16 protein-coding genes are annotated in these 26,491 nt (G+C 44.8%); 15 read left to right on the top strand and 1 reads right to left on the bottom strand.

Annotated features, from left to right (window positions below):
* Positions 1 to 83: 83 nt before the first annotated feature.
* On the bottom strand, positions 84 to 275 hold the full coding sequence (locus tag FKX85_RS19400) for a cold-shock protein (RefSeq protein ID WP_141616296.1): 192 nt from the start codon (positions 273 to 275) through the stop codon (positions 84 to 86).
* Positions 276 to 1,339: 1,064 nt separating this feature from the next.
* Here FKX85_RS19400 and FKX85_RS21940 point away from each other — a divergent pair.
* The 15 genes from FKX85_RS21940 to FKX85_RS19330 all read left to right on the top strand — a co-directional run bounded on the left by FKX85_RS21940 (position 1,340) and on the right by FKX85_RS19330 (position 26,468).
* Positions 1,340 to 1,564, top strand: coding sequence for a helix-turn-helix domain-containing protein (locus FKX85_RS21940; RefSeq protein WP_210416871.1), 225 nt, complete (start codon positions 1,340 to 1,342; stop codon positions 1,562 to 1,564).
* A gap of 1,395 nt (positions 1,565 to 2,959) precedes the next feature.
* Positions 2,960 to 6,178, top strand: a complete 3,219-nt coding sequence (locus tag FKX85_RS19390) for a SusC/RagA family TonB-linked outer membrane protein (RefSeq protein WP_229239698.1) — start codon at positions 2,960 to 2,962, stop codon at positions 6,176 to 6,178.
* 13 nt (positions 6,179 to 6,191) lie between these two features.
* Positions 6,192 to 8,090 (top strand): RagB/SusD family nutrient uptake outer membrane protein, encoded by a 1,899-nt coding sequence (locus tag FKX85_RS19385; protein ID WP_141616295.1) that lies wholly within the window; start codon positions 6,192 to 6,194, stop codon positions 8,088 to 8,090.
* 134 nt (positions 8,091 to 8,224) lie between these two features.
* Positions 8,225 to 11,242, top strand: coding sequence for a SusC/RagA family TonB-linked outer membrane protein (locus FKX85_RS19380; RefSeq protein WP_141616294.1), 3,018 nt, complete (start codon positions 8,225 to 8,227; stop codon positions 11,240 to 11,242).
* Between the two features lie 27 nt (positions 11,243 to 11,269).
* Positions 11,270 to 13,036: a RagB/SusD family nutrient uptake outer membrane protein gene (locus tag FKX85_RS19375; protein ID WP_229239697.1), complete on the top strand. Its 1,767-nt coding sequence runs from the start codon at positions 11,270 to 11,272 to the stop codon at positions 13,034 to 13,036.
* Positions 13,037 to 13,089: 53 nt separating this feature from the next.
* Positions 13,090 to 13,320, top strand: a complete 231-nt coding sequence (locus FKX85_RS21700) for a hypothetical protein (RefSeq protein WP_229239696.1) — start codon at positions 13,090 to 13,092, stop codon at positions 13,318 to 13,320.
* Between the two features lie 14 nt (positions 13,321 to 13,334).
* A complete protein-coding gene (locus FKX85_RS19370; protein WP_229239695.1) occupies positions 13,335 to 14,114 on the top strand; it encodes a DUF5627 domain-containing protein in 780 nt (259 codons plus the stop codon).
* Between the two features lie 97 nt (positions 14,115 to 14,211).
* Positions 14,212 to 16,356: an endo-1,4-beta-xylanase gene (locus tag FKX85_RS19365; protein WP_229239694.1), complete on the top strand. Its 2,145-nt coding sequence runs from the start codon at positions 14,212 to 14,214 to the stop codon at positions 16,354 to 16,356.
* Positions 16,357 to 16,730: 374 nt separating this feature from the next.
* Positions 16,731 to 18,092: a peptidyl-prolyl cis-trans isomerase gene (locus FKX85_RS19360; RefSeq protein ID WP_141616292.1), complete on the top strand. Its 1,362-nt coding sequence runs from the start codon at positions 16,731 to 16,733 to the stop codon at positions 18,090 to 18,092.
* Between the two features lie 99 nt (positions 18,093 to 18,191).
* Positions 18,192 to 18,566 (top strand): hypothetical protein, encoded by a 375-nt coding sequence (locus tag FKX85_RS19355; protein ID WP_141616291.1) that lies wholly within the window; start codon positions 18,192 to 18,194, stop codon positions 18,564 to 18,566.
* 1,026 nt (positions 18,567 to 19,592) lie between these two features.
* Complete coding sequence (locus tag FKX85_RS19350) at positions 19,593 to 20,681, top strand: endo-1,4-beta-xylanase (RefSeq protein WP_141616290.1); 1,089 nt, start codon at positions 19,593 to 19,595, stop codon at positions 20,679 to 20,681.
* Between the two features lie 9 nt (positions 20,682 to 20,690).
* Positions 20,691 to 22,259, top strand: coding sequence for a glycoside hydrolase family 43 protein (locus FKX85_RS19345; RefSeq protein WP_141616289.1), 1,569 nt, complete (start codon positions 20,691 to 20,693; stop codon positions 22,257 to 22,259).
* A 198-nt stretch (positions 22,260 to 22,457) separates the two neighbouring features.
* Positions 22,458 to 23,807, top strand: coding sequence for a family 43 glycosylhydrolase (locus FKX85_RS19340; RefSeq protein WP_141616288.1), 1,350 nt, complete (start codon positions 22,458 to 22,460; stop codon positions 23,805 to 23,807).
* Between the two features lie 5 nt (positions 23,808 to 23,812).
* Positions 23,813 to 26,308: a glycoside hydrolase family 95 protein gene (locus FKX85_RS19335; protein ID WP_229239693.1), complete on the top strand. Its 2,496-nt coding sequence runs from the start codon at positions 23,813 to 23,815 to the stop codon at positions 26,306 to 26,308.
* A complete protein-coding gene (locus FKX85_RS19330) occupies positions 26,289 to 26,468 on the top strand; it encodes a hypothetical protein (protein WP_141616287.1) in 180 nt (59 codons plus the stop codon). Before FKX85_RS19335 ends, FKX85_RS19330 begins: the two co-directional genes overlap by 20 nt.
* The last annotated feature ends 23 nt before the right edge of the window (positions 26,469 to 26,491 follow it).

The raw sequence follows: 26,491 nt of genomic DNA, 5'->3' as shown, positions 1-26,491 counted from the left end.
ACACTCTTGAAACATTCAAGATTGTTTGGCTAATTATTGTCATTTATAAAAACAAGCTACTCGTATAAGTGCTTCAGGACGATTTAAATCAGTTCTACTCTAACTGCATTTAGTCCTTTTCTTCCTTGTTCCAATTCATATTTCACCTGATCATTTTCTTGGATGTCATCTATTAATCCACTTTCGTGAACAAAAATGTCCTCTCCTTTATCTGATGGTGTAATAAAGCCAAAGCCTTTGGTTGAGTTAAAGAATTTTACTGTTCCTTCATTCATAATTTCTATTGTTTTGATTGGTATTAATTTTTTTATGATATATTTTTTGATAAATGCATTTTGGTTTTGTCATCCATTACGATTTTTTGAAAACGTAATGGCATGTACTGGTTTACCTGTACCGCCCCCTGATTTTATGGACACAAGTATCCATGGAGACCGGGGTATGCAACGGAAATCCGTTAATGTAGGTATTGGTCCTGCCGAGAAATGGTTTGGAGAGATCAGACAATGCTGATTTAGGGGATTGAATGGATTTAATATGTATTATCTTTAAATTGGAATTGTATAAACTTCAGCTTTCTTATAAATATTACCTGTGTATTTAATCAGTGAACGGGAGAAACCCGTGCAAGGAATTAAAAGTAGAAAAAAGAATCAAAGCCGAATGAGCAGAAAACTCTTGAAATGCTACTTGGACAGTTATATTGCCAATAAGTTACAACAGAAAGTTATAGTTAAGAAACCTATCTTTCTGCCTTCAGTGCAAAGATAATAAAAAATATGATTGTTTGTCACTTTTTTTGAATAAAAATTGATTTAAGAACAATAACATCTTAAATAACAAGGAATTACTCTTTTGAATAGTATTTCAATGTGTTCTCAAATAATTAAGAAGAGTTGGGTTCGACCTTTAGCGATAAATTGGTAGTTGAAGGAAATTATTATCAAACCCTGATGCTGAATATAATGATTCACCTTTTTTTGTTAAACAGGTGGTTAGGTGGGAACAGAAGCGACGAAAAACCCTAAAATAAGAATTTGTGCCGTCAGGTGGAGTTGGTTGTAGGTAGATCCGACTCATTTTTGGAAGAAATGGTAGGCTTAAACTTTTAGAGAAATTTGATTACCTTAAAATAATAATCTTACCTATTTTGAACCTGTCAATACCATAGCTGATTGCTATTATTCTGATGGTAATGGAGCTATTGACCTTTGGAGGTTTTATTCACCTTCTAATTGTGCTTTTGACGATCCGATAAAGTTTATTGATTCTGATTGGATGGTCCTTCAAATAATTTTCAGTCGAGTAAGGATACCATTGAGTATTATGCCAATAAATCATGTGTAAGTTCCAGAACGCTTTTGCGTTTATTTTTAAAGAACTGGGTATGAGTTTCGGGGATTGGAAGGTGCGTTTAAAATTGATGGAGTCCGTCAAGCTATTAGGAGAAAAGAAAAGTGTAAAGGAAATTGCATTTGAATTAGGATACGGAAATGTTGGTTCATTTATAGTGACCTTTAGAAAGCATTTTGGAAAAACACCTACAAATTACCTCAAGAAATAAGTGCGAAAACACAATAATGGGTTCCTACCAATGGGTATTTCCTGGTGATTTAGTAAGATTAGGTCCGCCCGGTCTAGTACCATCAAAATTGCCAAAACAAACGATATTAATTCAGGGTTTAACTCTATGACATTCGAGGATGCGAGACAGAGGTGTTCTCTTTACTACCAGGGCCTGGGCTGGAAAAGCGAGTCGAGAAGCCCGCTACGGAACTGGGTGATGGTTGAGACCAGTGGATGGGGAGCCTGGAAAATTGACCTTGTAATTTCTCGATTACAACATTTTAACAGGTAAAGCATAGGGAGGTTTGTGCCCATACGGAGCCGCAATGCGGTGGCCAGTAAGATGTAGTTTTGTATCTCCCCCTTTTTTTTAACCTCCGAAGTCGAGTGGGAAGATGCCCGGGACTCGTAGCCTTTTAATGGGGATAAATAATATACTGGATGCCTAAAAAAAATCCTAATATCCGGGATGTGGGCAGCAGTTTTTTTTGATTTTTAGTGGGGGAATGTCCAGTTTTTAAAAAGGGGATTTTTTTTAAACAAATTAATTTATTGAATAAATTTACTTTGTAAGTAACTGAAAATCAATATGTTGATTTAAGCGAAACGTTTTTTATTTATCTTTCTATAGTTTCATTTCTATTTGACGAATTAACTCGTTTTAGTTATTCCAATCACCCCTTTTCATAAACGCAATAATAATCATAACTCATTCATTATCAGTATATTGTGATTTAAATGTATATTTCACATTTCATTGAGGGTTCTATATATTTGATTTAGTCAATGTCAATTTAACCCAACTTAATATGAACCTTATTTACTTCAGCTATGCTCAAGCATTTTTTATAAATCAAAAAGAGCACTTTAACCACATCAACTTAGATGCACTCCTAAAAAGGGAGAATTTAAAGAGATCATTTATATCCATTGCTGTTGCTATCAAAACATTTCAGCACAATTTTTTCCCTCTTCAATGCCAAGTAGTTCTCTTGGGATTATCGAAAACGGAGAGTTAGAAGAAATTAGGTTTAAAGTCTGCCTGCCTGGATTCGGTCTGATTTATTTAAGCTAACTACTTATAGAAATTTAAGTGGAATTCCCAAAAGTATAGGCAGTCTTTAAATAACGGATGCTGAAAGAATCCTTTATTAAAGACTGAGGTAAAACTTTTATTCTAATATGTCATCCAATACAGATTTATATTTCTCGATTTTGAAAAATATAATTTATTAATTAACCCAAAACTAAGATAACCTATGAAAAAAGAATTTCTAAACAGTAGTTAATAATACGAGTTAAAAAGAGGCTTTTCTGACAAAAGCATCGTTTCGATCGGCAGATCAATAAAGACGAATTGCAAATAATACTCATTTAAAATATTACACAAAGTATGGTAAAAATTATACTGAGGAAAATTAATATGCTTTCCAAATATTTTGGAAGGGGCTTTATTATCTCGTTGTTTTTGACTACGGGATTAATGGCAGGCACCAGCAAATATTTTGATGGCCCCACAATGGCCCCCAAAGTAAATGACACCTTAAATGTCCATGAATCTTTAGGGGAAGAATTGGTAAAAATAACAGGTAAAGTAGCCTCCGATACCGATGGTATGCCTATTCCAGGCGTGACAGTCCGTATAGAAGGGACTACCCGCGGTACCGTGACCAATGTAGACGGAGAATACACCATTGATGTAAACGAAGGGGAAACCCTTGTATTCAGCTTTGTGGGGTTTGTCGAACAGAAGGTTACGGTCGGCTCCCAAAATACCATTGACATTTCCCTGGAAGAAGATCTTCAATCCTTGGACGAGGTGGTGGTAGTGGGCTATGCCGAGCAGAAAAAGGAAACCATTGTGGGCGCAGTAACCCAGGCCGATGGGGAGGTGCTCAAACGTACCGGTGGGGTGTCCAATGTGGGCCAGGCCCTTACCGGTAACTTACCAGGTGTGATTACCACCTCCAGCGTGGGTACACCCGGAGAAGAAATGCCCCAGATCGTCATCCGGGGACAGAACAGCTGGAACGGTAACTCCCCGTTGATCTTGGTTGATGGCGTGGAGCGCCCCGAGTTTTTTGCCAATATGGATATCAATTCTGTAGAATCCATCTCGGTACTGAAGGATGCTTCGGCTACAGCGGTATTTGGATCCAGAGGAGCCAATGGTGTGATCATCGTAACCACAAAGAGAGGTCGGGAAGGTAAAGCGGAAATCACTGCCAATATAAGCACGACGATGAAGTCGGTTTCCAAGCTTCCAGGAAAGCTGGATTCCTATGATGCCATCGGCGTAAGAAACCTTGCTATTGAACGCGAATTGTCCCTGAGCCCAAGCAGTTGGGGTGAGATGATCCCGCAGGCGATGCGGGAGAAGTACAGGTTCCCTGCCAATCAAGAGGAAATAGAAAGGTATCCAAATGTGGACTGGCAGGATGTGGTATTCAAGGACCAGGCCATGGCCTATAATGCCAATGTGGGGATCCGTGGCGGGACCGATTTTGTCAAATATTTTACCAGTATCGATTACCAATACGAAGGTGATCTGTTCCAGAAATTTGATACAGGAAGAGGTTACCAAGCAGGCTTTAACTATAACAGGATCAATTTTAGGAGTAACCTCGATTTTCAATTGACACCAACGACCAAGTTGGGGGTTAACCTTGGGGGTACCTACGGCGTTCGTCAAGCGCCATGGGCCTATGATTTTCCGGAAAGTTACTGGAACTCTGCCTATAAAAGCCCTCCCGATGTTTTTTTACCCATATACCCTGATGGGGCCTATGGGACTTATGTCCCTGATGATTATGCGGTTACAAACTCCTTGTTGAACTTGGCTGCCAGTGGAGTCAATTACATTACTACGACCAACTTGTCCACCAATTTCCTATTGGAGCAGGATCTGGGCATGGTTTTGAAAGGGCTGAATTTTAAGGGAACCCTAGCGGTAGATAATTCTTTTCAGGAAACCAATAAGGGGATAAACGATCTCTATAACGCTCCCAATACTAAATGGATTGACCCTTTTACGGGAGAAACAACATTTAGAAATATACTGGATCCAAATACCCGGTTTGATTATGTAGAAGCGGTCACATGGGAGGACCAAGGGGGGAGTGTAAACAATAATGCATCTCGAAGAAGGCTTTTCTATCAAATACAATTGAACTATGCGAAAAGTATTGAGGGGAAACATAATTACTCCCTGATGGGGCTCCTGAACAGGCAGGAAGATGCCATTGGTAGTGTCATACCAAGTTATCGTGAGGATTGGGTGTTCAGGGCGACGTATGATTATAAAAACAAATACATGATCGAATACAACGGCGCCTATAATGGTTCTGAGAAATTCTCTCCTGAAAACCGGTTTGCGTTCTTTTCCTCGGGCGGATTGGGCTGGAACATATCAGAAGAGAATTTTATAAAAGACCTCTCTTTTGTGGATCTACTAAAACTACGGGCATCCTATGGGGAAGTCGGTGATGACAATATCGGAGGCCGGTTTTTATTTATGGACCAGTGGGTCTATGGTGACAATTCCCAGTTGGGAGTCATTGGCGTAGAAGGTGAAAACAGTCCTTATACCTGGTTCAGGCAAAATTCCATAGGAAACCCCAATGTCAGTTGGGAGACGGTCTACAAGTACAATATGGGGATTGAGTTTGGTTTTTTCAATGGCTTGATTAATGGTAGCGTGGACTGGTTCCGAGACAATAGGGTGGACATCCTGATGTCCAGTGGGCGCTCGGTTCCCAGTTATTACGGTGCCACTGCCCCGGCCGCAAACCTGGGGAGGGTAGAGACCGAAGGCTATGAGTTTACCGTTGGGCTTAACCATACCTTTAGCAGTGGGATCAGGCTTTGGGGAGACTTTTCCATGACCCATGCTATCGATCAGGTCATTGATAGAGATGATCCAGCACTACGGCCTGATTACCAAAAAAATGCGGGCTACCAACTCGGACAATATAGAAGCCATATCAGCGCAGGCTATTACAACACCTGGGATGAACTCTATGCAAGTCCCCAGCACAACACCAATGATATGGCCAAGCTGCCTGGAAACTATTACATCGCAGATTTTAACGGGGATGGCGTCGTAGACGCATTTGATTCCGCTCCTTATGGCTATTCCGGCGTGCCCCAAAACACGTACAGCACCAACTTGGGAGTGGAGTGGAAGGGACTGAGCCTGTACCTGCAGTTTTATGGGGTGAACAATGTGACCAGGGACGTTTCACTTACCAGTTTGGCCGGTGGACTTAATTTGGTCTATGAGGAGGGAACCTATTGGTCAATGGAAAACACATCGGCAGATTCCCCCTTGCCACGATGGCGTTCACAGCCTTCCAGTTTCAATTCAGGCCCCAGGTACCTGTATGATGGTTCTTACCTGCGGCTAAAGAATGCGGAAGTCGCCTATAACTTCCAGTCCGATTGGGTAAGGCACATGGGATTGAGCAATATGCGGGTGTACGTAAATGGCAATAACCTGCTACTCTGGACCGATATGCCCGATGACCGGGAATCCAACTTCGGGGGGCCATCTTACCAAGGGGCATACCCGATGGTAAGAAGGATAAACTTGGGCCTTAATGTTACATTCTAAACGAGCAACTCCAATGAACAATGCTATAAAATCATTAATAAGGGGATCTATTTGGATAGCGATGTTTTTAATCGTTTCCTCTTGTGAAGACTATCTGGAAAGAGCACCGGAATCCATTATTTCCGAAGAGCAGGCCTTCCAGAATTTCACCAATTTTCAGGGCTACGTGGAGGAACTTTATCATTGCGTACCCAATTTTACCTTGTCCGGTTATACCAGTTCCTGGAATTGGGGAGAGGATGAAATCGAGTCCACGGCAGGTACATTCCATTTGTCCTATAATATCGATCGGGGTAACTTTTGGGGCTGGCAGGTAGAAAATGGAGCAGGAAACAACGGGTGGTTGGATGCTTCCTCAGCTAATACTAACAGGGATCATAAAAATAAAGGACTTTGGCCACTTGCCTGGTATGGTATCCGCAAAGCCAATATGGGATTGGAAAATCTTTCCCTGATGACAGATGCCACCGAAGAAGAGCGGCAGTTGATAGAAGGCCAGTTACTGTTTTTTAGGGCCTGGTTCCATTTCTCCTTGATCCAGTATTTTGGGGGACTGCCCTATGTGGACCAAGTTTTGCCAAGTGATGAGCAGTTGACTTTACCACGTTTGAGTTACCATGAAAGTGCCGAAAGGGTGGCTCAGGACTTGGAAAGAGCAGCAGATTTACTACCGATTGATTGGGATGATACCACCACCGGAAGAAGGACCCTGGGCAAGAATCAGCAACGGATCAACAAAATCAAGGCCTTGGGTTATTTGGGCAAAAATTACCTTTGGGCAGGAAGCCCATTGATGAACTCTGTGTCCACGGGAAGCGAAACCTATCATGCAGAATATTGCAAGAAGGCTGCAGATACTTTTGGTGAAATTTTACAATTGGTGGAAGCAGGGGAAACCCAATACGCCTTACTGCCTTTTGACAAGTATAATGATAATTTTTATACCACAAGCCAAAACTGGGCACTGCCCGGAGGTACAGAGGCTATATTTAGGTCGGTGTACTACAGTGCCAATGATACACACTGGCGAATTTCAAAGCAGTATAAACCTACATTCGTGGATGAAGGTGACCCGACAAATTTTTACCCTACAGCTAATTACGTGCATGATAATTTTGGTATGGCCAATGGCCTGCCATTACCTGATGATGTCACTCAAACTGATCCTGAATCAGGTTATGATCCATACTATCCATGGAAGGGTCGTGATCCACGTTTTTACACGTCGATCGTGTATGATGGTGTAAAAGTAGTTCAGGGGGCTATTCCTGAAGCTAGTCAAGAAATCAACCGGTATGCAAACCTCCATACAGGAGGTACTTATAGGGAAGTGGTGACAGGAAGCCCCTCAGGATATGCCATGCATAAGTTCGCCCCATTGGCAGCCAATAAATACGATAGGGCCTATGATTGGGGGACTGCCTTGCATATCAATGTGCCTTATATGCGGTTGGCTGACATCTACTTAATGTATGCAGAGGCCACTTTGATGGGGTACAATAGCATTGGTGCCACTTCTTCCACATTTGCCAAAACTCCTGTGGAAGCGGTAAATGTGATCCGGGAGCGTGCCGGAATGGTTGGTGTACATGAGCGGTTTTTAGGATCTGTAGAAGATTTTCTTCCCGAACTGAGAAGGGAGAGGGCTGTGGAGCTGGCTTTCGAAAGACATCGGTTCAATGACCTGCGCAGGTGGATGTTGTTGATCGAAGAGCCCTATACCACCAAGACTTCTTTTGAGTTTGACAGGGCAGGGGAATTCAATACCGAGGACCCAACCGAAAACCGCATTGTGAACATGAGGGAAGAGGTCATCATTGAGCGGGTTTTCACCAACAAGCATTATTGGTTGCCCCTTAAGCTAGCCGATGTAAGCCTTTATCCGGAATTTTATCAAAACCCTGGATGGTAAGTTGTATTACCTTTTGAATGGTAAAATCTAATGAATTAAGATGATGAAATCGAGCATGACCCAAGTGTCACACGCTGGGATGGTTATCCGTAGTGCGAGATTCCATGTGGCTTTTAAGAAAAAATTGTAAACATATGAAATATATAAAAACAGGTTTTGTATGCTGTATCTGCTTGGTGCTGCTTCCGCTGCACCTGATGGCACAGGGTACAATGAAAATAAATATAGCCCCCATAGTGAGGGCCAGTTCCGGTAATCCTATCACGGGTGCCATTATCACCAGTGACCAAGATGATTATTCAGCGGTTTCCGATAGCCTGGGAACCGTAAAGCTGGAGGTGACTTCCAATGCATATCTGGCAGTAGAGGCTCCTGGTTATGAAACCAAGATCCTTCAGGCACATCCCGATCTTGAAGAGATTGTCATGTATCCATACTTAGAGGGTGAGGAAGTGTTGGTGGCATTTCAGACCAAGGATAAGCGTGACCTTATGGGTGGTGTTTCCTACGTGAACATGCATGATGTCATGAATGAAAATTACATTACCTATCCCCTGGATGGTATGGAAGCTTATGTGGGAGGGTTTAACGGTAACCTGTGGGGAAACAGTAGCTACCTGACATTGGTGGATGGTGTGCCCCGTGACCTAGGCAGTGTGATGCCCACAGAAATTGCCCAAATTACGTTCTTAAAGGGCGTCAATGCCATTGCCCTATACGGAAGCCGTGGTGCCAGAGGCGTGTTATTGGTCACCACCAAAAGGGGCGTGACCAATACCCAAACCATAGATGTGCGGACCAATGCCGGGGTAAATGTACCCAAAAGCTATCCCAAATACCTTGGGTCTGGGGAATACATGAGCTTGTACAACGAGGCCCGGTCCAATGATGGGCTAAGTTCATTGTATACTGAAGAGGATATCTATAATTATTCTTCAGGGAGGAATCCTTACCGCTATCCCAATGTCGATTATTTTTCAGACGATTATCTACAAAAAACCTATACACGCTATGATGCCACCATGGAAATTTCTGGTGGCAATGAAAGGGCCCGGTATTATAGCAACATCGGTTTTTGGACAGAGGGTTCTGTATTGGATTTTGGACAGGCAGCCCAAAACGGAAATGAGCGGATTAATGTTCGTGGAAATGTCGATATCAACCTGAACGATTTTATCTCGGCAAAAGTGGATGCTGCCGCAATCTTTTATAATGGGAAGGGTATCAACGCAGATTATTGGGGCGGATCCACGACCTTGCGTCCTTACCGCTTTGCTCCACTGATCCCGATCGACATGTTGTCACCCGATGATGAGGTTTCGCAAAATTATGTGCAGAACAGCCAGCACCTTATCGATGGCAGGTACTTGCTAGGTGGTTCCCAACTGGACCAGACCAACCCGATTGCAGGAAGCTACGGGGGAGGATCAACTAAATATACAAGCAGGCAGTTCCAGTTTAATGCCGGTGTCAACGCGGATTTAAGCAATGTACTGGAGGGGCTCAGCTTTAACTCCCTATTCGGGCTCGACTATGCCACTTCCTATAACCTGTCCTTTAATAATGATTATGCCGTTTACCAAGCCAATTGGACCAATTTTAATGGGATGGACGAAATAGCCAGCTTGACCAAATACGGGCAGGATGCCAGCTCCAAAACACAAAATATCGATAATAGCTGGTTTCGGCAAACCCTGTCTTTTTCCGGGCAACTGAACTATCAAAAAAGCATCGACAATAAGCACCATATTTCCGCCATGTTGATCGCCAATGGTTTCCAGACAGGTGAATCTGAGATGTACCATAAGGCCAGTAACGCTAATTTAGGGCTTTATGGTAGTTATGATTACAACCAGAAATACTACTTGGACTTTAGCGGCGCAATGGTACACAGCGCCAAGTTGGCACCGGGCAATCGGAATGCTTTTTCTCCTACGGTATCCCTTGGGTGGAGGCTCAGTGAAGAGGGGTTCTTGGCCTCATCCAGTGTAGTGGACGACCTTAGGCTATCCGTGTCGGGTGGGATCCTTCATACCGACCTGGACATCGAGGAATATTACCTTTATGAAGGGATTTATACCGATGAAGGATCCTGGTACGAGTGGAAAGACGGTCTGAACAATAACGCCACTGACGTAAGGAGGGGCGAAAACCTGGATTTGGCCATGCCAAAGCGGGAAGAGATCAGCGTGGAGCTGGACGCTTCCCTATTTGATAAGTTCATTACCCTGAACGGTTCCTTTTTTACCAGTAAAATGACTGGATTATTTGTTCAGAACAATAATATCTATCCCAATTACTTCAGTACAGGATGGCCGATATCCTCTTGGATTCCCTATATCAACTACAATAACGACCAACGAACGGGGGCCGACTTCCAATTGAACTTGAACAAGCGCATTGGCCAGGTAGACTGGACCCTTGGATTCTCTGGTATTTACTATACCACCAAGGCCAGTAAAAGATCAGAGAATTTCGAGTTTGATTATCAAAGTCGGGTAGGAAAGCCCTTGGATGGTATATGGGGGTTGGAAAGCCTTGGCTTTTTCTCAGGGATCGACGATATCGAAAACAGTCCTGAACAGGCTTTTGGAGAAGTGAAACCGGGGGACATAAAATACAGGGACCAAAACGGGGATGGCGTCATTAACGCTCAGGATGAGGTGTACCTCGGTAGGGGCGGATGGTCCGGAGCGCCCCTTACTATGGGCGTGAATATTTCGGCCAAATATAAAAACTTCACCTTCTTCGCTTTGGGAACTGCCCGTACAGGAGCATATGCGATGAAGACCAATGATTACTTCTGGGTAAACGGTGATGATAAGTACTCCGAAGTGGTACGGGACAGATGGACGGAGGCGACCAAAGAAACGGCCACTTTCCCGCGTCTTACCACCTTAAATGGGGCCAATAATTTCCGAAATTCAGATTTCTGGATGTACAGCACCAACAGGTTTGATCTTACCAGGGTTCAGGTTTCTTATACCTTTCCGAGCAGGATGTTTGGTGAGCAGTTCTTGAAAGGGCTCGATGTCTATGCCAATGGAGCAAATCTTCTGACCATTGCACCCAATAGGGATATTTTGGAGATGAACATCGGCAGTGCCCCGCAGACCAGGTTTTATAATGTTGGTATCAAAGCGAAGTTTTAACTAGACCAAAAAAGAGCGATGAAGATAATGATAAAAATAAAGTTCGCCATGATGGCCTTGGTGTTGACCACCAGCTGCAGTGACCTTATCGATCCGGCACCGGAAAATATCCAACGAAAGGACATGATCAGGGAGAGGCCCAGTATGGTACAGGGATTATTGTTGAATGCCTATTTAAGGATTCCCTCCAATGGCTATAATTTTAGCGAAATGGCCACTGATGATGCGGTCAGCAATGATCTTGACAATGGTTTTCTGAACATGGCCACTGGACAATGGGCGTCCAATTTCAACCCTGTTGACAGGTGGAATTCCGCCAATTCCGCCATCCAATACCTCAATGAGATGTTGACCGAAGTGGGCAATACGGAGTATTCCTCCAATCCCCAGGTAAACCAAATGTTTTTGGACCGATTGACTGGCGAGACCTATGGATTGAGGGCGCTCTTTATGTATTACCTGTTGCAGGCGCATGGAGGAGTAGCCGGAGGAGATCTTTTGGGCGTTCCCATATTTTTGGAACCCCAATCGGTGGATTCCGATTTCAATATGCCAAGAGCCACCTTTGATGCCTGTATGGCGCAACTGTACTCGGATCTTAACACCGCTATGGATTTACTTCCCATGGATTATTACAATATCGGTGATGCGTCCATGATACCATCAAAATATCGTGATGCCGGTGCCGAAGTGAGCGAGTACAACCGGGTGTTTGGCGATGATGCCAAGCAATTGGTCTCAGGAAGGATTGTCATGGCAATCAGGGCGCAGGCAGCATTGTTGGCGGCGAGTCCTTCCTTTAACCTGGACAATGATCCATCCAAATGGGCGGATGCCGCTACCTATGCCGGTACCTTACTCAATGATATCGGTGGCGTGAGCGGTCTTGATCCCAATGGGGTGACCTGGTATAACAATACCTCGGTAATCGATGGGCTGGGAGCCGGAAACAACCCACCAGAGATCCTTTGGAGAGGTTCTATTGGTGGACCTACGAATGATCTGGAAACACAAAATTTCCCTCCTACACTGTACGGTGAAGGGTTGGTAAATCCCACGCAGAACTTGGTCGATGCTTTTCCTATGGCCAATGGTTATCCCATCATGGATCCAGCCGCTGGATATACTGTAGAGGCACCCTATGCGGAGAGGGATCCAAGGTTGGCCCAGTTCATTTTGCTCAATGGAAGCACGGCCGGCCCAACGGGAAGCACCATCAATACGGCCCTGGATTCGGATACCAATGATGGCCTGAACAAAGTGGAGACTTCCACGCGTACGGGGTATTACATGCGCAAGCTTCTACGTCAGGACGTAAACCTTGACCCAGTGGCCACTACGGGGCAGCGGCACCTGCAGCCAAGAATGCGCTATACCGAGTTCTTTTTGATCTATGCAGAAGCAGCCAATGAAGCTTGGGGACCAATGTCCAGTGGATCTTTTGGATTCTCTGCCTATGATGTCATCAAGGCCATCCGTCAACGGGCTGGTATTGGTACGGACAATGGAGATGCTTATTTGGAGTCCATAAAAAGTGACCAATCTGCCATGCGGGAACTGATTCGAAACGAACGGCGCTTGGAATTATCTTTTGAGGGATTCCGCTTTTGGGATTTGCGAAGATGGCAATTGGATTTGACAGAGACCGCTCAAGGGATGCGCATTGAGAATGAAAGTAATTACTCCACTATCAATGTAGAAAACCGGGTTTATCAGGATTATATGATTTATGGGCCTATTCCTTACAGTGAGCGATTGAAATTTAGTGCGCTTCAACAGAATACCGGCTGGTAATTATTTTGAAAGCTAAGCATAACTGGTTTTTAAGTGAATTAAATTCAAAAACAATGAAAAAAATACCATATATATTTATAGCGATTGTCTTGATATTTTCATCCTGCGAGAATGAGGATTGGGAATTTCCCGATTTTGAATATCAAACGGTTTATTTTGCCTACCAGTTTCCGGTGAGGACCATCACCTTTGGAGAGGATATTTTTGACACCTCTCTGGACAATGAAGGTAAATTCAAGTTGATGGTGACCGCCGGGGGGGGTATTCCTCGCCAAATGATGTAACCGTTCAGATAGAAGTGGATGAATCCCTGGCCGAAGGACTGCTGTTCGAAGAAGGAGGGGAGGAAATCCAAGTACTTTCATCCGAATTTTACCAACTAAGTTCCGAAACAGTCACCATTCCCAAAGGCACCGTGGCCGGAGGAGTGGAAGTACAGCTTACCGGAGCATTTTTTAACGATCCCCGTGCAGTGAACAGAACCTTTGTGCTTCCTGTAAAGATTACAGAAGTGATGAATGCGGATTCTGTGTTGTCCGGCACTCCGGTGGTGGACAATCCCAACAGGGCAATTGCAGATGACTGGTTCCCTGCTCCCAAGGACTTTACGTTGTATGCCCTAAAGTATGTAAACGAATGGCACGGCAATTACCTGCGACGGGGCAGGGATATTATTACCGGAAAGAATCCAGCGATCATCGATGAAACAGTGGTCCGACATGAAGAAAACGTAGAGGATGATGAAATCAATGAATTGGTAACCCGATCCATGACCGAAGTGGTGTTTCCGCTTACCTTGACCGGAGAAGGAGGAGTGAACGTTACCGCCGACCTGCTACTGACCTTTGCTGACGATGGAAGCTGTACCGTATCTGCTGCCCAAGATGGCTACACGGCTACTGGGACAGGAACCTTTGTGAAAGATGGAGAGAAAGCCAGCTGGGGAAACCAGGACCGGGATGCAGTATACCTCGAATATGAGATTGACATGGACCAAATACACGTGGCCACGGTGGATACCTTGGTCCTCAGGGACCGTGGCGTGGGGATGGAAACCTTTAGCCCTGTGCTCAAATAAAATTAATAATGAGGAATTATGAATTAGTAGGCTCGAACGTGGCCGTTTGACAGTGGACTGTGGACATTTCACCAGTAACCTAATAACTCAATAACCAATGAACATAAAAACAAGCTATATCAATATACTGGGAATACTCGCTGTAAGCCTCGGTACATCCTGTGTGGACTATGTGCCCACGGATGAATACCAAGTGGAAAAACCGGAGAGTATTGCCATGCAGGAGGAATTGAATGCGTATCTGCCCCTAAAATCCTATGTGGACAGCACTGCCCATCCCAGTTTTGTGCTGGGTGGTGCAGTAAGCCAGTCCCAATATGCGGATAAAGGGGTGATGTACCGTTTGATCAACAGCAATTTCAATGAAATCACGGCTGGTTATGGCATGAAACATGGCGCTGTCGTACAGGCAGATGGCAGCCTTTTGCTGGATGGCGTAAATGCCATGTATGAAGCTGCGGCGGCGGCGGGAACCAGCATTTATGGCCATACGCTCTGTTGGCACGCCAATCAAAATGCAGGTTACCTGAACGGTCTATTGGAGCCTCTTGTGGTCAATTCCCCTGCTTTTGCCAATGAGCTTGATCTTTCCGGAGCCATGGTCGGAGACCTTACTGAATGGGGGAGTCATGGTGATATGGTCTTGTCTGAAGACGAAGGAATGGGCTTAGGAACACCAGCCTTTAAGTTGACTGCTGGCACCAGCGTTTCAGCTCCCGGAGACCTCCAATTGGTCACTCCTGAGATTGTCATTGAGCCCGGAAACGAATACGAGATAGTCGCATATATCAAATCCGATAGGGATGCGGAAGGAAGGATCAGCTTTGAAGGGCTGGAGAACAACGAACCGGAAATCGACTGGATGTCCACCGGTACTGCCTCGGCTACTTTCCAGACTTCCATGTCATGGAAGGAGATACGGTTTAGGGTAAGTGATTTCCAAGGGGAGACGTTTAAGATCAAATTTGATATGGGCTATACGCCGGGTGCCACCCATTACCTGGATATCAACAACCTGTATGTCTTTAATCCCAATGGCGAACCAATGACCAATAACCTTGTCGTGGACGGGGATTTTGAGGCCGGCACCGGCTGGGGAGGCTGGGGGAACAACTCTACCCGTGGCATTACCGAGGATGGGTTGGGTTTTGGTGGAGAAGGCAAGGCCTTCTTTGTGACCAATCCATCGGTAACGGGTGGATTTTGGGAAGTGCAGACCTCCTATGAGTTAGGTGAGCCCCTGAAAAATGGAGAAGCTTACAAATTGTCCTTTTGGGTAAAAGGTGATGCCCAGGGTATTATCCGGCCGGAACTCCAAAGTCCTGATTATTCCTCGAATGGATTTGGCCAAGTAATGGTCACCCAGGAATGGCAGCAGGTAGAACTTACCACCACCGCCACGGCAGACGATAGAAGTAGACTGATCGTCAGTTATGGAGAATATGCGGGGACCGTATATATCGACAATGTGGTGCTGAGCAGTGCCTCACTCTCTGGGGGATCCACCACCTTGGTACAGAAAACTCCTGAAGAAAAGGAAAGCATCGTTTCGGGCGAACTAGAACGTTGGATTACCGAAATGGTTGTTAACAGTGTCGATCATGTGAAAGCCTGGGATGTGGTCAACGAGCCCATGGATGATGTCAATCCCTACGAACTGAAAACAGGGGTAGGAAAGACCGATAAAGCGGCTGATGAATTTTATTGGCAGGACTATATGGGCAAGGATTACGCCGTCAAGGCATTTCAGTGGGCCAGGGAATATGGGAATCCTGATGACCTGCATTTTATCAATGATTATAACCTGGAATATAACCTGGACAAATGCCAGGGCATTATCGACTATGTCTCCTATCTGGAAAGCCAAGGCGCACAAGTGGACGGTATCGGTACACAGATGCACATCGGCATTGATTCCAACAAGCAGAATATAGCCATGATGTTTGAAATGCTGGCAGCCACAGGCAAGCTCATCAAGGTTTCCGAACTCGATGTCCGGGTGAACACGGCGGAGCCTACACCTGAAATGTTGCAGCAACAGGCAGAGATGTATCAGTATGTGGTCGACATGTACCGAGAGCATGTCCCTGAACAGCAGCGCTACGGTATTACCGTCTGGGGCATTACCGACAGTGCTGATGATGCCGATTGGTTGCCAGGTGAGCGACAGGGACTATGGGACCTGAACCTTAACAGGAAACCTGCTTATGCGGGGGTTGTGGAGGGGCTTCAGGGCCTATAGTGGAAATAGAATTTACCGGTGGTGGACTTAAGGGGCTGCCACCGGCTTTTTTCCGGATAGCAATGATATCAAGTTCATTGATGGCTTGCTGTGCATATGAAAATTTGGAAAAGACTGATGACTTTTAGCACATGAAAAACCTAATTACATTAACCTATTCTCTATTTCTGATCATGTTTGGATGCGGGGAAAAGAAAGATAGGGACATTGTTCTGGAAATTGGTGAATATATCATGACACCGGAGGACTATCGATACTTAAAGGGCTCGGGGAAATACGAGGGCTTATCCGATTCTGCCGTCCATCAAAAGATGATCGAAGAAGGATACCTATTAGCTTTTGCCATTGACCACAGGTACGATACAATAGCCAAATTGGAGAAACAGCTGGAATATTTAGAACGGTTTTATGCTTCAACTGTAGATGGCTATCTATGGAATAAAAAGGTAAAGCCGCATCTCAAGGTCAATGAAGAAGCACTTCAAAAAGCCTATAAGCGCAGAGAATTAGGATATGATATAGAGATGATACTTATCCCTACGAGGGAAACGCTTTTGGAATACCTTGACCCTAAAGTAGAAGTAAATACTATTGAAGGTTTTAACATTCTAAAGCAAGAAGTTGATTCAGATGAAAGGATCAAAACCTATACATACACATCCCACTACCCATTTAACCCAATTGGGATATACCTTGAAAATGTGGATCAATTGAATATTGGGGATGTTTTTGGACCATTGGAGACTTTAAATGGATTTTTAATTGTCCATATTGCCGACTCAAAAAGAGGACCTTTAAGGCCTTATGAGCAAGAAAAGTCCATTATTGAGCAGGATTTACTTTTTGGTTTGAAAGAAAAGTACATATGGGAGAGCCAACAACGGATTTTTAAGGAGGCAAATCCTATTATGAATAAGCAGGCCATTATGGAGATGGCTGCTAGGTTTGATCCAGATGTCAAAAAATGGCCAGGTGTAGATCCTGAATTAGTATTGATGGAATATAGATTTGAAGGTAAGAAAATTCCCTATACAGCAAGCGACTTTATAGAGTTTTCCCATCATCAGCCTGTATTTAGGGGGCTATTGTCAAACCCTAATGATATGAAAAAGATGATGGGCAACTTTTTGATTGGTATATACCTGCTTCATGAGGCTAAAGGGATGGGGATGGAAGAGAATGAGGAGTATTTGCATTGGATTAAATACAAGAAAAATGGAGTTTTTGTACACCATTTTAAACAAGAAAAAATTTTCCGGGAATTAAAAGTTTCTGAAGGTGAACTGAAGGAATATTATGAAAGTATACAGGAAAAATTTCTGTGTTTTGGGGAGGCGAAGATTGCTGTTTATAAATATTCTAATTTTCAACAGGCCATGGATAGCCGGCAATTGTTGCAGGAGCAAACCCAATTTCATGAAAAAAGAACTAAAGAAAATATCGGCGAAATAGAAACCATAAAAATTCAAATGCCTAATGAGCAATATAGTATGTCCATTATAGAGGCTGTAAGCAAGCAATGCCCCGGAGAATTGTCCATGCCTGTTAAAGCGGGGGAGTCCTATTGGTTGGTCAAATTGCTATCAAAATCCGGTACTGCTACAATTCCTTTCCCTGTAGTTCGGAATCAAATCCAACATAACTTTTTGAAAGAAAAGGAGAGCAACATGTATGACCAACAGATCGCCGTATTGGAAGAGATTTACCCGATTAGTGTCAATCTATTGGATTTGTAAGTTGCCCAAATAAAATAAGGCAATTCAATAAGAAAGTCAATTGATCAATTTATAGAGTAGAGTAAGCTTTAATGAATTATTAACAATTAAAACCTAAAAATGATGAAAAAATTAATCTTAATGTTTGCTATGGTATTCATGGCCTTTTCAAGTGGTTTTGCTTATGATAATGGTATAGGTGTAATGGCTACGCCATGGGTAAGTGCAGATTCAGATGTCGCGGTCATCAACAATTACTGTGAAATACGCTTTTATTATGTGATTCATAGAGCAGATCCTGATTATCAATATTCAGGAAGCGTATTCCTTAGACAAGGAGGCTCATATGTGGCGGGAACAGAAGTCTCTGGTTGGAGTTATCCCGAACCTCAAATCATGTATAGCTCTACAGAACTTTTTACGGGGCAATGGTATACATTGACATTAAGTGCGACATCTAATAATGCATATGCACATGGTCAACTAAACTGGTAAGAGATTTCATGAATTTAATAGTTTAAATCAATTAACAACTAAAATTTAATTCTGATGAAAAAGCTAACGTTAATTTTATTCGTTTTATTATTCTGTTACTCAGTAAGCTATGCGTATGTTCAACGCTCGCCTATACAAGGGATTTCAGTAAATGGGTCTAGTATTACTACATCCATGATGACAGTTAATATAAATGACACCTGTCCGTTTATACATCTTGAAGCCAATTGGTCACCTTATTCTGGAGGAATGGGTAGTGTTCAAGCATATGGCGATATTTTGATCGGGGAGTACTTCTACCATGAAGGAACTAATGACCCGAACTATACTAGCATGTATAATAGCTCTCGCTATTGGGACACAATCACAGTTTACTTAGCAGGGAATGGTACTTCAGGCACCGCAACACTTCGTTGGGGGTGGTAAGACTAGAAGGATAACCTAAACCAATTATAGGAAGAAGAAGTGTGGTATGTGTTCGATACGGGTTTCACGTACCGCTTCTTCTGCTCCTTTTTAATAGGGGAAATAGAAATGATTTTAATGAAGGGATATATCCAGCCTTCCAAGTAGTTATACCCGATGATTTAGAAGTTGTGATGTAAGTTGCTTATAGTTAGTGGTTTGACGTAAACGAACTTGGTTTGGGCTTTAAGATATACTGCGATAGGCTACAGAAGAGGCTTACCGACATTTACCGTGAATAAAAAACGATTTATAAGTGCAATGATTGTTTTAATAACCTGTAAATCAGTTGTTTGTGTTGTGTATCGAAGTTTGAATCGTGTTTTGTTGCTTTTACCTTTGATTTAGATAGTCAGTTTTCATTAACAAAAAAAATATTGACCACGCATTGATCTACCCACCTCTCATATTGCTGAATATATAGCTTGATTTTCCATCCATGTTGGTCTTGGCTTGGTTCAAGTGCATTCACTTAACATTATAATAACCATTAATATGCAATTTCGATCCATCTTACATCGCATTATACCTATTCTGACCGGTTTTATCTGTCTAAAGCTTATGGCTTGTAGTACAACAGCAGGATCTATAGAAAAATCACCCGGTGTGCTGAAAGAGACATTCAAGGATAAATTTGCCATAGGCACGGCCATGAATACCTGGCAAATTACAGGCAGGGATACGGCCGCCACCAGAATCATTAAGGACCAGTTCAACGCCATTGTGGCCGAAAACTGTATGAAGAGTGGCCGCCTTCAGCCCGAGGAAGGGAAGTTTACCTTTGAATTGGCCGACCAATTTGTGGATTTTGGTGAGCAAAATAACAAGCTCATCAATGGGCATACCTTGATCTGGCACTCCCAGGCACCACCTTGGTTTTTTACAGACGAAGAGGGCAAAGAGGTGTCCCGGGAAGTGCTGATTGCACGGATGAAAAAGCATATCCATACCGTGGTCGGAAGGTATAAGGGCAGGGTGGATACTTGGGATGTGGTCAATGAGGCCATACTGGACGATGGCAGCTATAGGGAAAGCAAGTTTCACCAGATTATCGGCGAGGATTTTATCAAGCTGGCCTTCCAGTTTGCCCATGAAGCTGATCCTGAGGCCAAGCTGTATTATAATGACTATTCCATGGCCGAGCCCGGGAAAAGGGAAGGGGTAATGCGAATGGTCAAAAAGCTTCAAAATGAAGGCGTCAAAATCGATGGTATTGGCATGCAAGGGCATATTGGCCTGCATCATCCAGAGATTGGGGAATTTGAAAAGAGCATTGAAGCCTTTGCCGGATTGGGAGTGGAGGTAATGGTCACCGAACTGGACCTCACCGTCCTTCCTTCACCATGGGGTGACCAAGGTGCGGAGGTTAGCAAAAATTTTGACTACGAGGATAAAATGAATCCCTTTCCCGATGGATTGCCAGATGAGGTAATGGATGCCTTCAATGCGCGCTATCTTGAGTTTTTCGGCTTGTTTCTAAAGTACCAAGATAAAATATCAAGGGTCACCCTTTGGGGAGTGGCCGACCAGCATTCCTGGAGGAATGGCTGGCCCATCCGCGGAAGGACCGATTATCCTCTCTTGTTTGATCGGGAAAACAAGCCCAAGGAAGTGGTTTCTGACATTATCAAATTATCAAACCAACAATAGACCTGCACCATGCGAAAGTTTGCCCAGTCCTTTTTGACATTCTTCTTGCTCTTCAGTTGGGGGCTGACCAGCTTAGCTCAACAAAATGGGGAGTTTCGCAATCCCCTGATCCATGCCGACGTACCGGACATGTCCATGATCCGTGTCGCGGATACTTATTATATGAGCAGCACCACGATGCATATGAGCCCGGGTGTCCCAATCATGCGTTCCAAAGACCTGGTCAATTGGGAATTGGTGAATTATGCCTACGACCGATTGGGGGAAGTGGATGCGATCAACCTGGAGAATGGAAAAAATGCATACGGCGCAGGATCTTGGGCAAGCTGTCTGAGATTTCATAATGGAACCTATTATGTGAGTACATTTTCTTCCACTACGGGCAAGACCTATATTTTTACCACCAAGGACCTGGAACATGGCACTTGGAAATCACATTCATTTTCGCCTTCCTATCATGACCATACCTTGTTTTTTGATGAGGATGGCAAAATATACATGATCTGGGGAGGGGGGAAACTCAGCATGGTGGAGCTGAAGGAAGATTTGTCCGGAGTAAAACCAGGTACGGAGAGGGTACTGATCGAAAATGCCACTGCTCCTTCCGGGCCTGATGTGATGCTTCCCGCAGAAGGATCACAACTTTTCAACGTAAATGGAAAATATTACCTCTTCAATATCTCGTGGCCCCAAGGCGGCATGAGAACCGTAATCGTTCATCGTGCAGATCAGATAACGGGCCCCTATGAAGGCAGGGTCATGCTACAGGACAAGGGAGTGGCCCAAGGGGGACTGATCGACACACCAGGGGGAGAATGGTATGCCTATCTTTTCCGTGATTATGGAGCAGTAGGAAGGATTCCCTATTTGGTGCCCGTAAAATGGGAAGATGGCTGGCCAGTCCTGGGCATGGACGGAAAAGTACCTGACCAGCTTGATCTTCCCGCCAATAAAAGCCTGATCCCGGGTATTGTGGCTTCGGATGATTTTGACCGGAAAAGAAAAGATGAGGACTTGCCCTTGGTCTGGCAGTGGAACCATAATCCGGATCCGGATTTTTGGTCAGTCAGAGAAAGGAAAGGTTACCTGCGATTGATGACCGGGAGGGTGGACGCTTCACTGATGGAGGCCAAAAATACCCTCACGCAGCGGACCATTGGCCCAAGGTGTGAAGGGATTACCAAAATTGACATTTCAGGAATGAAGGAAGGGGACTTTGCAGGTCTCGCGCTTCTCCAGAAGCATTACGGGCAGGTAGGGGTGAAAGTGGAGAAGGGCGAAAAGGCCATTGTAATGGTCAATGCCGATTCCGGAGAAGCCAACGAGATCGACCGTGTACCAATAAGCACAACATCAGTCTACCTGAAAGGCACCTGTGACTTTACCGACCGCAGGGATGAGGCCAACTTCCACTACAGCCTTGATGGAAAAGAGTGGAAGCCCATCGGATCTACCTTGAAAATGAAGTACACCCTTCCCCATTTTATGGGATACAGGTTTGCGCTGTTCAATTACGCAACCAAATCACCGGGAGGCCATGTGGATGTTGACTTCTTTCACATTACTGATAAATTCTAAACCAACGCCAATTACAAAATGCCTAAAATAACCAACATTAAAAACTTCAGTTCAATTTTAAAAACCGTCACTACGAGGCGTGAGGGTAGGTTTGTGGGAAGAAGCCGCGGCAGTCTCTGCTTAAATGAGATTGCCACACCCTTTTCCTGCCCTATACCAACGCAAAAAGGGTTCGCAATGACGCTTCTAGCATTAATTATGAGTCGGGCTCAGGTTAAGAGCTACCTACTGTCATTTGCTGTCTTTACATTATGGGCAGGTGCTGCGCTGGCCCAAAACCCTCTGGTAAGGGATCACTTTACCGCAGATCCATCGGCCATGGTGGTGGGGGACAGGGTTTATGTTTACCCTTCCCATGATATTTATTGCGAAGAGAATAATGGAAGGGAAAATTGGTTCTGCATGCAGGATTACCATGTTTTTTCCTCCGATAACCTGACCGAATGGACCGATCACGGGGTCATTCTCCATCAGGAAGATGTCCCTTGGGGAAACCCCACTGCCAACAGCATGTGGGCACCGGACTGTATTGAAAGGAACGGCAAATACTATTTTTATTTTCCCGACCATGGCAGGGAATCCAGCGTCAACGGGAAGGGATTCACCATTGGGGTGGCCGTGGCCGACCATCCTGAGGGGCCTTTCATCCCCGAGTCCCAGCCTATTAAGGGAGTGAAGGGAATAGACCCGAATGTGTTTATTGATGATGATGGCCAAGCTTATCTCTATTGGTCTCAAGAGCATATTTATGGCGCTAAACTCAAGGAGAATATGCTCGAACTGGCGGGGGATCCGGTGATCTTAAAGGAGCTTCCGAGCAAAGGATTGAAAGAAGGCCCCTATATGTTTAAAAAAGACGGTGCCTATTACCTGACCTATCCCCATGTTGCCAATAAAACGGAGCGATTGGAGTATGCGGTCGGCAAGAGTCCTCTAGGGCCTTTTGATTTTAAAGGCGTTATCATGGATGAATCTCCCACGGGCTGCTGGACCAATCACCATTCGATCATCCAATTCAAGGGACAGCACTACTTATTTTACCATCACAATGATTATTCGCCGGGATTTGATAAAAACCGCTCCATTAGGACGGACAGTCTTTTTTTTGAAGATGAGGGAAGCATTCGAAAAGTGGTGCCTACCCTTCGGGGAATTGGTGTGACCAAAATGACCGATCGCATCCAGATCGACAGGTACAGCGCGCTTGCCGACAAAGGTGCTTCCATTGCCTTTTTGGACAATAAAAAGCCTTTTCAGGGCTGGATGGTGGAGTTGGAAAATGGAGCCTGGGTAAAATATAATCGTATCAGCTTCCATGAAAAGATTCATACAGTTTCCATACGGATCATGGCCTCAAAAGCTGGAAAGTTGGCACTTTATTCAGGAAATGAGAAAGGGCAACTTTTGGCAAAGGTGAGGTTTTCTGGTGGTGATAATTGGGAAATGATACAAAAGGTGATCACAGATGACATTTCCGGCATCCATGACATTGTCCTGGTCAATGAAGAAGGGGGGAAGGTCGCAGTAGATTGGGTCAAATTCGAATAATGACGATGCTAAAAAAATATAAAACAAAGGGAAAGAATCCCATGACTTTATGGAGGAAGTTCATGGTCGGATGCTTAATTGGGATGGGCTGTCAGTCGTACTGTTTTGGCCAAGAAGGCCAGGAACTTAAACTATGGTATGATGAGGCGGCCCGATCATGGGTGGAAGCACTTCCGGTGGGAAACGGCAGGCTTGGCGCTATGGTTTTTGGCGATCCCTATCAGGAAGTGGTCCAGCTGAATGAGAATACCCTATACGCAGGTAGACCACATGGAAATGACAATCCAGCGGCAAAGCAGGCACAGCCTGAGGTGCAGGCAATGATTTTTGATGGGAAATATGATCAGGCCCAACAACGGATCAATGAAACGTTTTTTACCGGTATCAATGGAATGCCCTATCAGACCATGGGTCAGCTAAAACTTCTTTTTCCCGATAAGCGGGAGGTAAAAGGATATCGTAGGGAGCTAGACCTACAAAAAGCACTGGTGACTACGCAATATAAAAAGGGTAATACCCATTTTACCACCCAGGTATTGGCCTCACATCCCGACCAAGTCATAGTCATGCATTTAACTGCCGACAGGCCAGGTGCAATGAGCTTTATTGCTTCCATGGACCGCCCAGGATCTTATCAAATGCAAGCGGCCGATGCCGGAGAATTGCTGATGACTGGCGTTTCCGGGGACCATGAAGGCATCAAGGGAGGAGTGGAATTCAGTGCAAGGGTGAGGGTGGAACATTCAGGAGGAACCTCGGGCAAAACCGCCAATGGAATAGAGGTCAGCAATGCCAATACCGCCACCCTTTACATTTCCATGGCTACCAATTATAAGGATTTTAATGACATCACTGGTGATCCTCTCCGATTGTCCAAGAACTATCTCGACAAGGCCATTAAAAGAGGATATGAAGAAATACGAAAGGACCATGAACAGGACTACCGGAAATATTTTGACCGGGTTTCGTTGGATTTGGGAGAAAGTGAAGCGGCAAAGGATCCCACCGACCTGCGGGTAAAAAACTTTTCGAAAAGAGACGATCCGCAGCTGGTGGCCCTGTATTTCCAGTTTGGCAGGTACCTGTTGATATCATCTTCCCGGCCCGGGGGGCAACCGGCAAATTTGCAAGGGATATGGAATGACCAGCTCAATCCGGCCTGGGACAGCAAGTACACCGTAAACATCAATACAGAGATGAATTATTGGCCTTCGGAAATCACCCATCTTTCCGAAATGAATGAGCCATTGGTGCAGATGGTCAGGGAGCTTTCCCAGGCCGGTAAAAAAACCGCTAGTGATATGTACGGAGCCCAAGGCTGGGTAATGCACCACAATACGGATATCTGGCGGATCACCGGTCCGGTAGACGGTGCGTTTTGGGGTATGTGGCCCATGGGCGGGGCATGGCTGTGCCAACACCTGATGGACAAGTATGCTTTCTCAGGAGACGAACATTACCTCCGGTCTATTTATCCTATTATCAAAGAAGCCAGTAGTTTTTTCCTTGATTTTCTAAAAACCGATCCCCAACATGGCTGGAAGGTAGTCGTGCCTTCCATTTCTCCAGAAAACGCCCCCTCATTAGACCATGGAGCGTCTGTAGGTGCCGGAAATACCATGGACAACCAACTGGTGTTCGACCTTTTTGCAAAAACCGTACAAGCAGCCCAATTGCTGCAAATAGATCAGCCACTGGTCGGGGAAATCCAGAGAGCAATGGCCCAATTGCCTCCAATGCAGATTGGCAAATGGGGGCAGTTGCAGGAGTGGATGTATGACTGGGATAATCCCGAGGACCGCCACCGTCATGTTTCCCATCTCTATGGGCTGTACCCATCCAGTCAAATTTCACCATACCGTACTCCAAAGCTGTTTCGGGCAGCCAAAACTTCCTTGGAAGCAAGAGGGGATGAATCCACTGGCTGGTCCATGGGATGGAAAGTCAACCTGTGGGCACGCTTGCTTGATGGAGACCATGCCCTAAAGCTCATCAAGGACCAGTTATCTCCTTCGGTCCAGAAAGATGGTACGCAAAAAGGAGGCACTTATCCTAACCTGTTCGATGCGCATCCTCCGTTTCAGATTGACGGCAATTTTGGTTGTACGGCGGGTATCGCTGAGATGTTATTGCAAAGTCATGATGGTGCCATTCACCTTCTTCCGGCACTCCCGACCGCTTGGGATAAAGGAGCTGTGTCCGGCCTCCGCACAAGGGGCGGATTCGAAGTGGAAATGGCCTGGGAGAAGAAGAGGCCAAAGCGGGTGATTATCCAATCTTCACTGGGAGGTCAATGCCGGATCCGATCTTATTTTCGCCTGGAAGGAAAGGGACTACGGCCAGCTACTGGACAAAACAGCAATCCGTTTTATCAGACTCCTTCAGTAAAATCGGCCCTAGTCTCTCCCAAAGCTGAAATGGCCCCCCTGTTCTTGGATAAAATCTATGAATACGACTTGTCCACCGAACCGGGAGAGACATATGAACTCCAAGCTAGATGATCATTATAAGGTGCCAATAGCACCTCCGGGTTTTCCGGAATTGGGCGCTGCAATGACCGATGGAGAAGTGGCTTTCAGACAGCACGCAGGTGGCCATTCCACCGGTCCAAACTGGAGTACTTGGATTGCTTGGGCCTCCCGATATTGGGACCATAATTAGCTATTGATTGTTTACGAAAAGCA

The sequence above is a fragment of the Echinicola soli genome, from assembly GCF_006575665.1.
Taxonomy (GTDB): domain Bacteria; phylum Bacteroidota; class Bacteroidia; order Cytophagales; family Cyclobacteriaceae; genus Echinicola; species Echinicola soli.
Note: the sequence above shows the minus strand (reverse complement) of the source record. Positions and strands in the feature narration are given on the sequence as shown.

Bases quoted from the DNA above. Each gene is read 5' to 3' on its own strand.
- FKX85_RS21940 (WP_210416871.1), top strand. From the start codon at position 1,340: ATGTGTAAGTTCCAGAACGCTTTTGCGTTTATTTTTAAAGAACTGGGT.
- FKX85_RS19365 (WP_229239694.1), top strand. From the start codon at position 14,212: ATGAACATAAAAACAAGCTATATCAATATACTGGGAATACTCGCTGTA.
- FKX85_RS19340 (WP_141616288.1), top strand. From the start codon at position 22,458: ATGAGTCGGGCTCAGGTTAAGAGCTACCTACTGTCATTTGCTGTCTTT.
- FKX85_RS19385 (WP_141616295.1), top strand. From the start codon at position 6,192: ATGAACAATGCTATAAAATCATTAATAAGGGGATCTATTTGGATAGCG.
- FKX85_RS19350 (WP_141616290.1), top strand. From the start codon at position 19,593: ATGGCTTGTAGTACAACAGCAGGATCTATAGAAAAATCACCCGGTGTG.
- FKX85_RS19375 (WP_229239697.1), top strand. From the start codon at position 11,270: ATGATAAAAATAAAGTTCGCCATGATGGCCTTGGTGTTGACCACCAGC.
- FKX85_RS19380 (WP_141616294.1), top strand. From the start codon at position 8,225: ATGAAATATATAAAAACAGGTTTTGTATGCTGTATCTGCTTGGTGCTG.
- FKX85_RS19345 (WP_141616289.1), top strand. From the start codon at position 20,691: ATGCGAAAGTTTGCCCAGTCCTTTTTGACATTCTTCTTGCTCTTCAGT.
- FKX85_RS19400 (WP_141616296.1), bottom strand. From the start codon at position 275: ATGAATGAAGGAACAGTAAAATTCTTTAACTCAACCAAAGGCTTTGGC.
- FKX85_RS19355 (WP_141616291.1), top strand. From the start codon at position 18,192: ATGATGAAAAAATTAATCTTAATGTTTGCTATGGTATTCATGGCCTTT.
- FKX85_RS21700 (WP_229239696.1), top strand. From the start codon at position 13,090: ATGAAAAAAATACCATATATATTTATAGCGATTGTCTTGATATTTTCA.
- FKX85_RS19390 (WP_229239698.1), top strand. From the start codon at position 2,960: ATGGTAAAAATTATACTGAGGAAAATTAATATGCTTTCCAAATATTTT.
- FKX85_RS19335 (WP_229239693.1), top strand. From the start codon at position 23,813: ATGCTAAAAAAATATAAAACAAAGGGAAAGAATCCCATGACTTTATGG.
- FKX85_RS19330 (WP_141616287.1), top strand. From the start codon at position 26,289: ATGAACTCCAAGCTAGATGATCATTATAAGGTGCCAATAGCACCTCCG.